This is a genomic window from Oscillospiraceae bacterium (genome assembly GCA_015068525.1).
Classification (GTDB): domain Bacteria; phylum Bacillota; class Clostridia; order UMGS1840; family HGM11507; genus SIG450.
The window spans coordinates 1-8,492 of the sequence record SVKJ01000040.1 but is presented as its reverse complement, the minus strand read 5'-3'; the positions used below and the strand labels follow the sequence as shown (position 1 = coordinate 8,492).

The 8,492-nt window shown below is 31.5% G+C and carries 9 protein-coding genes and 1 other RNA gene; 6 read left to right on the top strand and 4 right to left on the bottom strand.

The genetic code is table 11. The features are described 5' to 3' along the window. Positions 1–285 precede the first annotated feature (285 nt). From E7419_08030 to E7419_08015, 4 genes are all read right to left on the bottom strand, one after another. Positions 286–1,416: an aminotransferase class V-fold PLP-dependent enzyme gene (locus E7419_08030; protein MBE7015127.1), complete on the bottom strand. Its 1,131-nt coding sequence runs from the start codon at positions 1,414–1,416 to the stop codon at positions 286–288. After that, positions 1,413–1,661: a DUF3343 domain-containing protein gene (locus tag E7419_08025; protein ID MBE7015126.1), complete on the bottom strand. Its 249-nt coding sequence runs from the start codon at positions 1,659–1,661 to the stop codon at positions 1,413–1,415. Before E7419_08025 ends, E7419_08030 begins: the two co-directional genes overlap by 4 nt. 73 nt (positions 1,662–1,734) lie before the next feature. After that, positions 1,735–2,115: a DUF4363 family protein gene (locus E7419_08020; GenBank protein MBE7015125.1), complete on the bottom strand. Its 381-nt coding sequence runs from the start codon at positions 2,113–2,115 to the stop codon at positions 1,735–1,737. Next, complete coding sequence (locus E7419_08015; protein MBE7015124.1) at positions 2,112–2,789, bottom strand: DUF421 domain-containing protein; 678 nt, start codon at positions 2,787–2,789, stop codon at positions 2,112–2,114. Before E7419_08015 ends, E7419_08020 begins: the two co-directional genes overlap by 4 nt. Before the next feature lie 113 nt (positions 2,790–2,902). On the opposite strand from E7419_08015, the gene E7419_08010 reads away from it, so the two are divergent. The 6 genes from E7419_08010 to spoIVA form a co-directional block, all read left to right on the top strand. Beyond that, positions 2,903–3,952 carry an S-layer homology domain-containing protein gene (locus tag E7419_08010; protein ID MBE7015123.1) on the top strand — a complete coding sequence of 350 codons (1,050 nt, stop codon included), beginning with the start codon at positions 2,903–2,905 and terminating at the stop codon, positions 3,950–3,952. A 1-nt stretch (position 3,953) separates the two neighbouring features. Next, positions 3,954–4,148, top strand: a non-coding RNA gene (ssrS, locus tag E7419_08005) — 6S RNA. An 88-nt stretch (positions 4,149–4,236) separates the two neighbouring features. Continuing rightward, entirely contained in the window at positions 4,237–4,794 is a 558-nt protein-coding gene (locus E7419_08000) for a hypothetical protein (GenBank protein ID MBE7015122.1), read from the top strand. Further along, positions 4,787–5,896, top strand: coding sequence for a hypothetical protein (locus tag E7419_07995; GenBank protein ID MBE7015121.1), 1,110 nt, complete (start codon positions 4,787–4,789; stop codon positions 5,894–5,896). Before E7419_08000 ends, E7419_07995 begins: the two co-directional genes overlap by 8 nt. Before the next feature lie 399 nt (positions 5,897–6,295). Then, positions 6,296–7,189: a DMT family transporter gene (locus E7419_07990; GenBank protein ID MBE7015120.1), complete on the top strand. Its 894-nt coding sequence runs from the start codon at positions 6,296–6,298 to the stop codon at positions 7,187–7,189. Positions 7,190–7,283: 94 nt separating this feature from the next. Further along, positions 7,284–8,492, top strand: a 1,209-nt coding sequence (gene spoIVA / locus E7419_07985; GenBank protein ID MBE7015119.1) for a stage IV sporulation protein A, incomplete at its 3' end; no start/stop codon positions are given.

Sequence of the window (8,492 nt, the reverse complement as noted above, 5' to 3'; positions counted from 1 at the left end):
TAAAGAAAAACTTGGGTGGATGAGTCCGGTTGAATATCGACTTAAAGCCTTAGTTGCATAAAAATAGCGTAGCAGCCTCTAAAACCACTACGCTATAAAAAGTCTAACTTTTTGGGGTCACATCAGTATCATCGAGAAACCCTTGCCATTCTTTGCTTTTTAACAAAATGAGCCTTGCCGTACTTTAGTACTGTCTGCATTCATTTTGCTAAAATATCCCATCCTTTTTCGAACTCTGCCAGCGTGACGATAGGTTTATCGGCACGCTGTAGAAGTTGAGTAATCTCAACTTCTATTTTTTGATATTTTATTTATTGCGTCTATAAGGTATTTAATTTCCGAAAGTTTGTTAAAATAAGAAACGCTAACCCTCACTGAGCCTGTTTCGGAACTTCCCAAAGTTTCGTGTGCCATATATGCGCAGTGATATCCTGGACGGACAGCAATATTATATTCTCTGTTTAAAATATCAGCAACTAAAGAACTCTCCATACCATTTATATTAAAAGATATTAAATTACTTAACTTTTCAACATTAAAGGGCGAGTATAGAGTGATGTTTTTCATATTTGAAAGGGAAGATAAAAGATGTGAGATTAAATAATGTTCATATTCTTTAATATTTGATATTCCATGTTCTAAAACAAATTTAATACCTTCTGTAAGTCCCGAAAAACCCGGTGTGTTAAGAGTTCCGCTTTCCAGACGGTCAGGATATTCTTCGGGGTTTTTTTTATCTTTTGAATTGCTTCCTGTTCCACCCTCAACTATAGTATTAAGATTAATTTTTGAGTTTACATAAAGCCCTCCTGTACCTTGTGGCCCGTAAAGACTTTTATGTCCCGCAAAAGCAATCATTGAAAAAGAAGACCAGTCTGTATCTATAATCCCTGCACTCTGAGATGCATCAATAAGAATAGGAATGTTATATGCCTTTACAAGTTCGGAAATTTTTTCAATATCCTGAACTATGCCGTTTACATTTGAAGAATGATTTATAATAATCAGTTTTGTATTGCTTTTTATTTTTTCGCTTATAAGAGAAGGAGAAATATAGCCCGATGTATCCCCTTTTACATATGATATATCAACATTTTTTAAAGAATTAAGGGGCCGTATAACAGAATTGTGTTCCATAGTAGTAGTTATGCAATGGTCAAAAGGTTTTAAAAGTCCTTTTATTGCAAAATTAAGAGCGTAGGTTGCGTTAGGTGTTAAAATAAAGTTTTCGGGTTCATTGATTTTAAAAAGACGAGATAATTGTTCTCTCGCTTCGTATATTTTATTAAGCGCTCTTAATCCTGAAAAATGTGATGATCTGCCGGGATTGGCACTTTCTTCAAGTTCCTGTAAAATTGCTTTTTTAACCATATAGGGTTTTTTTCCTGTGGTGGCACTGTTGTCAAGATAAATCATTGAAATTTAACATATTTATTATTTTCTTCAGTATAAATATTTTTAATTGTTATATTTAAAGCGTTCGCTTCTCTTATTACGTCGCTTAACCTGTCTTCTTTGAATCTTAAAGAGTACGAACAACCGTTTTTTGACAAACTTAAAGGAGTATGCATTAAAGTTATATATCCCGGATAATTTTCCAATTTCTTTTTTAGTCTGTTAGCAAATGTAATGGATGAAAATACAGCTAAATAATATTTCATTTTTATCCTCTTTTCTATATTTTTAAATTCTCGGTATATTATATTATATGCATTTGCTTTGAGTAGGATAGTATTAAAAGATGGTTTCTAAACTTAATTTATTCTTTTCATATAAATGATTTATTGAAAAAATAAGATTATAACTCTTTTCAAAAAATTCTTCAAAAGTTTTATTTTCAAAAAATGATTCAATTTCATGAATTGTTATGTTTATATTGTCAAGTTCTTCGTTTTCAACAATAAGATGTATTATTTTTTCGCTTTTTTCCCATTTATCTTTTAAACTTAAAAAACTTTTGTAAGCCGTAGTATAATCTTTTTTTTGCACGTTATAATTCATTGTCTTAATAAGTTTTGTCATAGTGTTTGCCGAATTTTCAAGATAGTTATTAAACATAAAAAGAAGACATGTTATAAGAATAATAAGCGCAAGTGCAATGTATCCCATTTTCATTTTTTCGTTTCCTTTTTTTGTATAAATTTTATTTCTTTATGGTTTGCCATAAGAAGCAGTATTTGACTGTAATCACTGTATCCTTTTTCCTTAAGTTTGTTATTTAACCATTTTTCATCACGGCTGATAATACTAAGATTTTCTTTTAAAAGAACTCCTTTGGATATAACAGGAAATGGCATAAAATCTTCTTTGACATTTATATTTAAATCTTTAAAAGTTATGGGGGAATTTTCTTTATTTAAAATAAAACTTACCTGTCCTCCCGTTTCTAAAATTGCGTATTGAATATCCGTTATGTTTGAAACTCCCTTAAGTCGCATTTCAGTGAGTAAATCATCTGTTGTAAACCTTGTGTTTCTTAAAACTTCTTCGTTAAGTATTCCTTTTTCAACAATAATAACAGGCTTTCCCGTAACGAGTTTCCGAAATTTAAGACTTTTTATAACAAGAATTGAAATGAGTATTTCAATAGCAGATAAAATCAAAACAGGTACAATTCCGTTTAAAAGGGGAATTCCTGTTTCAGAAAGAGGGATAGTAGCAAGTTCGGAAATCATAATTGCAACGGTAAGTTCTGATGGCTCCATTTGTCCTATTTGCTTTTTACCCATAAACCTTAAGGAGAACATTACCAGAAAATATAATATAAAAGTTCTTATAACAAGTATCATAATTTCACCCTGAAAAATTTAATATTAATATTATTTAATTTTGAAAAAAAATTATTTATTTTTTAAAGATAATGTAGTATAATTATTTTATAAAAGATTTTTTGGAGGGGAATATGAGAAAATTTGTTTTAACTTTTCTTATTATTACATTTTTAATTTCAAATTTTACTTTTGTTTCCTTATGCGAAGGAATGTCAACATACGAGAACCTTTGTGCGCTTTCGGATAATTTTATTATAAAACTTAAAAGTGCCAATATCTCAGATGAAGCCATTGAAAAATTTTTAAATGATATGGATGCAACTGTTGACGAGTTTAAGTCCAATATCTATGCACAGGATCTGGATGCTTATTTTATAACTGTTCTTTTACAAACTATGCAAAAGGAAGAACATCTGCCTATCCTGATAGGCTTTGATTTGTGCTTTCAGGAAGAAATTGCCTATATGTTAAATTTCAAAAAAGTACCTGACAGTATGGCTAATTTTAAACTTATAGTGTTTAATGGTAAACTTATTTTTGAAGAGCCTGAAGATGATTTTTTTGATGATATGGAAGAGGAAGGTGCCAATAATGAAAATAACGAGCCTGCACCTCCTCAGCATTTAATATCGTATCCTTTTGATGATATTGAAGAATATACATGGGCAGTAGAAAGTATTATGCATCTTTATAAGGAAGGTGTTATAAATGGCACCGGCGAAAGAACTTTTTCTCCCCAAAACCCCGTTACCCGTGAAGAATTTATAAAAATGATAGTTAAAGCACTTTTAAAAACCAACTCAGTTTATGATAAAGAGTTTGGGGAAAAATATGAAGGCAAGTGGTATTATTCATATATGGCAGCAGCCGAATTCTACGCACTTATTCAGGGAATATACGATGAAGAAGATTTTAAAGAGGAAGTTTATATAACAAGGCAGGATATGTGCACTATCGCATATAGAGCAGCACTTCGTGCAGATATAGATTTACCGTTTAAAACTTATTCTACAGATTTTTATGATATGAATAAAATCAGTTTCTATGCAACTGAGGCTATAAAAGAATTGCAGGAAGCGGATATTATTCACGGAACAGGTAATAATATGTTTGAGCCTCATCTTACAACAACAAGAGCTGAAGCGGCAAAAATTGTTCATAATTTAATGAACTGTAAATAATAAATGCCTGCTGTGTCCGTCAACAAGTTTTTTATATTAACCGATAAATAATAACAGGGAATTTTGTCTCCGAAAATGGTTTGTATGCTCCCTGCTCGAAAGAGTGGCTGTAGGAGAAACAGTAAAGTTTTCGGGCTGGTACCCACCTGCATAAGCAGGTTTTTATAGGACTTGTAACGGCATAAGCGGGCTTTTTTAATTTGAAATGCAAAGTATAAAACTGTTGAAAAAAGTATTATATTAAAAAAAGTTGCTAATGTTTTGTGAATAAGGAGGTACATATTATGACTGAAATCGAAACTCTTATAAGAGCAAAAACTTATATTGAAAAATTAGCAAATGGTATAAATCCTATTGATGATACTGTAATACCTGAAAGTGATACATTAAATAATGTTCGTCTGTCCAGGTGTCTTTTTTATGTATCTGATGTTTTAAGACAGGTTATAGAAGATAAGGAAAAACCAATTGTAAAAAAAGTGGCTAAAGAAAATTTTTATATAACATTTGAAGAAATGCAAAAATTTGAATATTCTGATGTGCCGATTTCTATAACTGAAATTGCAAAGAGGATAAATGCACTTACTGATAATGATAATATGAAAAAAATAACATATAAGAATATTACTGACTGGCTTTTAAGTATAGAAATTCTTGAAGTTTCAGAAAAACCAAACGGCAAAACAACTAAAATGCCGACAAAACATGGTAGTGAACTTGGTATAATTACTGAATTACGAACAGGAGCACAGGGAGTATATACTGCCGTTTTGTATAATCGTAATGCACAACAGTTTATTATTGATAATATAGAAGCGATTGTTGCATTAATGAATGGATAAATATAGTGTGGAGGGATATTTTATGGTTACAATTCCAAATAATGGGCAATCAACAAAAAAAATTAAAAGATATACCATAATGCATGAAGATGTTCCTGTGCTTCAATTTAATAGAGAAACTGATGAGGTTATAGTTTATTGTAAAGAGCGACTTCCTTTCGGGCTTCGTGGCAAGGACAAGATTTCCGCAGTGTCGGTATCTGAATGGCTGACTGATAGAATAAACAATTTAAACAGAACATATATGAATATGGTTTATATTGCCCGTAAGGTCGGAAGAGACAAAGATAAGGTTATTAAGGACAGTTCCGGTATATCTTTTACAGATAATTTCTGGATAAAAACCCGTGATTCCATTGCTGATTGGGATGAGCTTAAAAGATTAAGAGATGATAACATCGCCCTTAACAATGTTGCATTAACAGGCGAACTTAAAGAAAGTGAAGATATATTAAAAGGCTATACATCTTTATTTACCACAAAAGGCTATTTCCCTAAAGCAGTATTCGGTGGTTATATTTATAAGTTGAAAAAAGATGCAGCTTTGGAATACCCTGCATATCTTATCGGAAAGCAGATTGGTGTAAATGTTGCTGAATGTGATTTGGAAGGTGAATTGGTAAAGATTAAGATTTTCACAGACTACTCCACATCTTTAGTTCACGCAAGTGAACTGAAAACATATTTTGATACATCAGATGAAATCTATAATATATTGGTAAAAGATGTTAAGTATCACAAAATCATTGTCGAGTTGCAGAGAATGTATATATTTAATTATATTATTGCGAACCCTGACTTGCACGATGATAACTATGGACTGCTCTATGACAGTAAAACTTTTGAGTTTAAATCTGTATCACCATGCTATGACCACAATGTTGCCTTCCAGGAAGGCTTTTTAGGGCTTTCAAGAACAACAATGGGTAATTCTGCATCTATCCCCTTAGATGACCTTTGTGAGCGCTTTGTAGCAGGACACAAGGACATTGCAGAAAAACTTAAATCAATAGATTTAGAAGATGTTAAAACATATCTGTCTGAAAGACAGTTTGACGAACTGAAAGAACGAATTGCCAATGTAATTGGCTGGGCTACATAAAAAATTAAGAGTGTTATCTTCATTTGAATACGTGAAGATAGCACTCTTTTTTAGTCTTTAAATTCAAATAATTTCTTTAGTGGAATATTTAATGCTTCTGCAATATCTATTAATGTATCTAAAGTGCAGGAAGATGCTGCTGTTTCAATTCTTTGTAAGTGTTATATAATACTTACATATAGTGAGTATTTAATGAAACAGAGAGGAAAGTATGATGAATAATTCTAAGTATCTTATATGTTATGTAGAACACACATGGGGCGGTGCTTATAAAACGCTGTCGTATGCAAAAAAGAAAAACAAGAATATTTTCAATATTTTTAAAAATTAGTGACAAAAGGTAAAAAAATTGGTATAATTAACAAAACTAAAAATCAATTTATCAAATGGAGAAGCAATATGAAAAAGAATCATTTGTTTGGAAACTTATTGTTAATATTTACCGCAGTTATCTGGGGAACGGCATTTGCATTTCAAAGAGTTGGAATGGAAAGTATAGAGCCCTTTACATTCGGAGCCTCAAGAATGACATTGGCGGCAATTGCTATAGGGATTTTATCTGTCTTTTGTAAAGATGAAGAATTTAATGATATTAAATTAAATAAAGCATATAAGAAGAATACAATTATCGGCGGAATATGTTGCGGAGTATTTCTTACCATGGCAAGTATGCTTCAGCAAACAGGAATTATTTATACAACTGCAGGTAAGGCAGGATTTATAACAGCGCTTTATATAATTATAGTTCCTGTTATAAATTTTGTTGTTTTTAAAAAGAAAAGTTCATTACTTGTTCTTATCTCAGTAATTATCGGACTTATCGGAATGTATTTACTTTGTATAAATGAAGGTTTTTTCTTATCTTACGGAGATACACTTGTTTTAATTTGTGCATTCTTTTTTTCGGGGCATATACTTTGTTGTGATTACTTTGTTTTAAAAGGAAATCCAATACGTATTTCTGCAATCCAGTTTACAACCGTTGCAGTTATTTCCTGGATTTTTGCTTTTATTTTCGAAACACCGGGAACTGATAAAATTATTTCTGCCGCTCTGCCCATTGTTTATTGCGGAGTGATTTCAGGAGGCTTAGGATACACATTCCAGATAGTTGCCCAAAAATATACCGAGCCTACTGTTGCCTCGTTACTTATGAGCCTTGAGTCTGTGTTTGCCGTTATAGCAGGTGCAATAATTCTTAATGAACGTATGACAGAGAGGGAACTTATTGGATGTATAATTATGTTTATTGCCATCATAATTGTTCAAATTCCTAAAAAAAATAAAAATTAAATATAATAACATTTGAAATTAATATTAAAAAAAGTAATATTTTTTTTTCTCCTAAAATACAATATACTAACTGATTTATCAAGGAGGAAAAATTATGGGACAATATAATGTTTTGGAAGATGTGGCAAAGAGAACCGATGGAGATATTTATATAGGGGTAGTCGGACCTGTTCGTACAGGTAAATCAACCTTTATTAAAAATTTTATGTCTTCTCTTGTCATTCCCAATATATCAAACGAGCATAAAAAAGAAAGGGCAAAAGACGAGTTGCCTCAAAGTGCTAAGGGCAAAACTATTATGACAACCGAGCCGAAATTTATCCCGAATGAAGCAATTAAAATAAAAACAGAGGATAATGTAAGTTTTAATGTCAGAATGATTGACTGTGTCGGATACGTTGTGGATTCAGCACTCGGGCATATAGAAAATGAAGAGCCGAGAATGGTAAATACACCTTGGTATTCCGAACCTATTCCATTTATTAAAGCAGCAGAACTCGGCACTAAAAAAGTAATATGTGACCATTCTACAATCGGTCTTGTTATAACAACTGACGGAAGTATATCAGAAATTCCGAGAGAAGATTATGTTGAAGCGGAAGAAAGGGTAATAAACGAACTAAAAGAGATTGGTAAACCTTTTGTTGTTCTTTTAAACTGTGAAAATCCCTATTCTTCTGAAAGTATATCTTTAAAAAGCGAACTTGAAGAAAAGTATAATGTACCCATTATGGCACTTAATTTACTTGAAATAACAAAAGAAGAAATGCTTGATGTAATTGGAGCAGTGCTTAATGAATTTCCTGTTAAGCAAGTAGAATTTGATACACCTGACTGGCTTTCAACTCTGCCTCCGACAAACTGGCTGAAAAATAATGTATGCCGTTCTATAAGAGAAGTTATAAAAAATGCTTATAAAGTAAATGACGTGAAAAATACTCTTACTCTTCTTGACGATTATGACTTTATAAAATATGCAGGAATATCTGATTGTAATCTGGGAGAAGGAACAGTTTATGTTAAACTTGATTTAAAAGATGAACTTTTCTATAAAATTATAAGTGAAAATACCGATTTAACAATAGAAAATGACAGAGATTTACTTAATGTCTTAACAGAACTTTCGAAAATTAAAAAAGAATATGATAAACTTTCTTATGCAATTTCCGAAGTAAACAGAAAAGGATACGGAATAGTATCTCCGTCAATAGACGAACTGACACTTGAAGAACCCGAAATTGTAAAACAAGGCAATAAATTCGGCGTGAGATTAAAAGCGAGTGCACCGTCTATTCATATGATA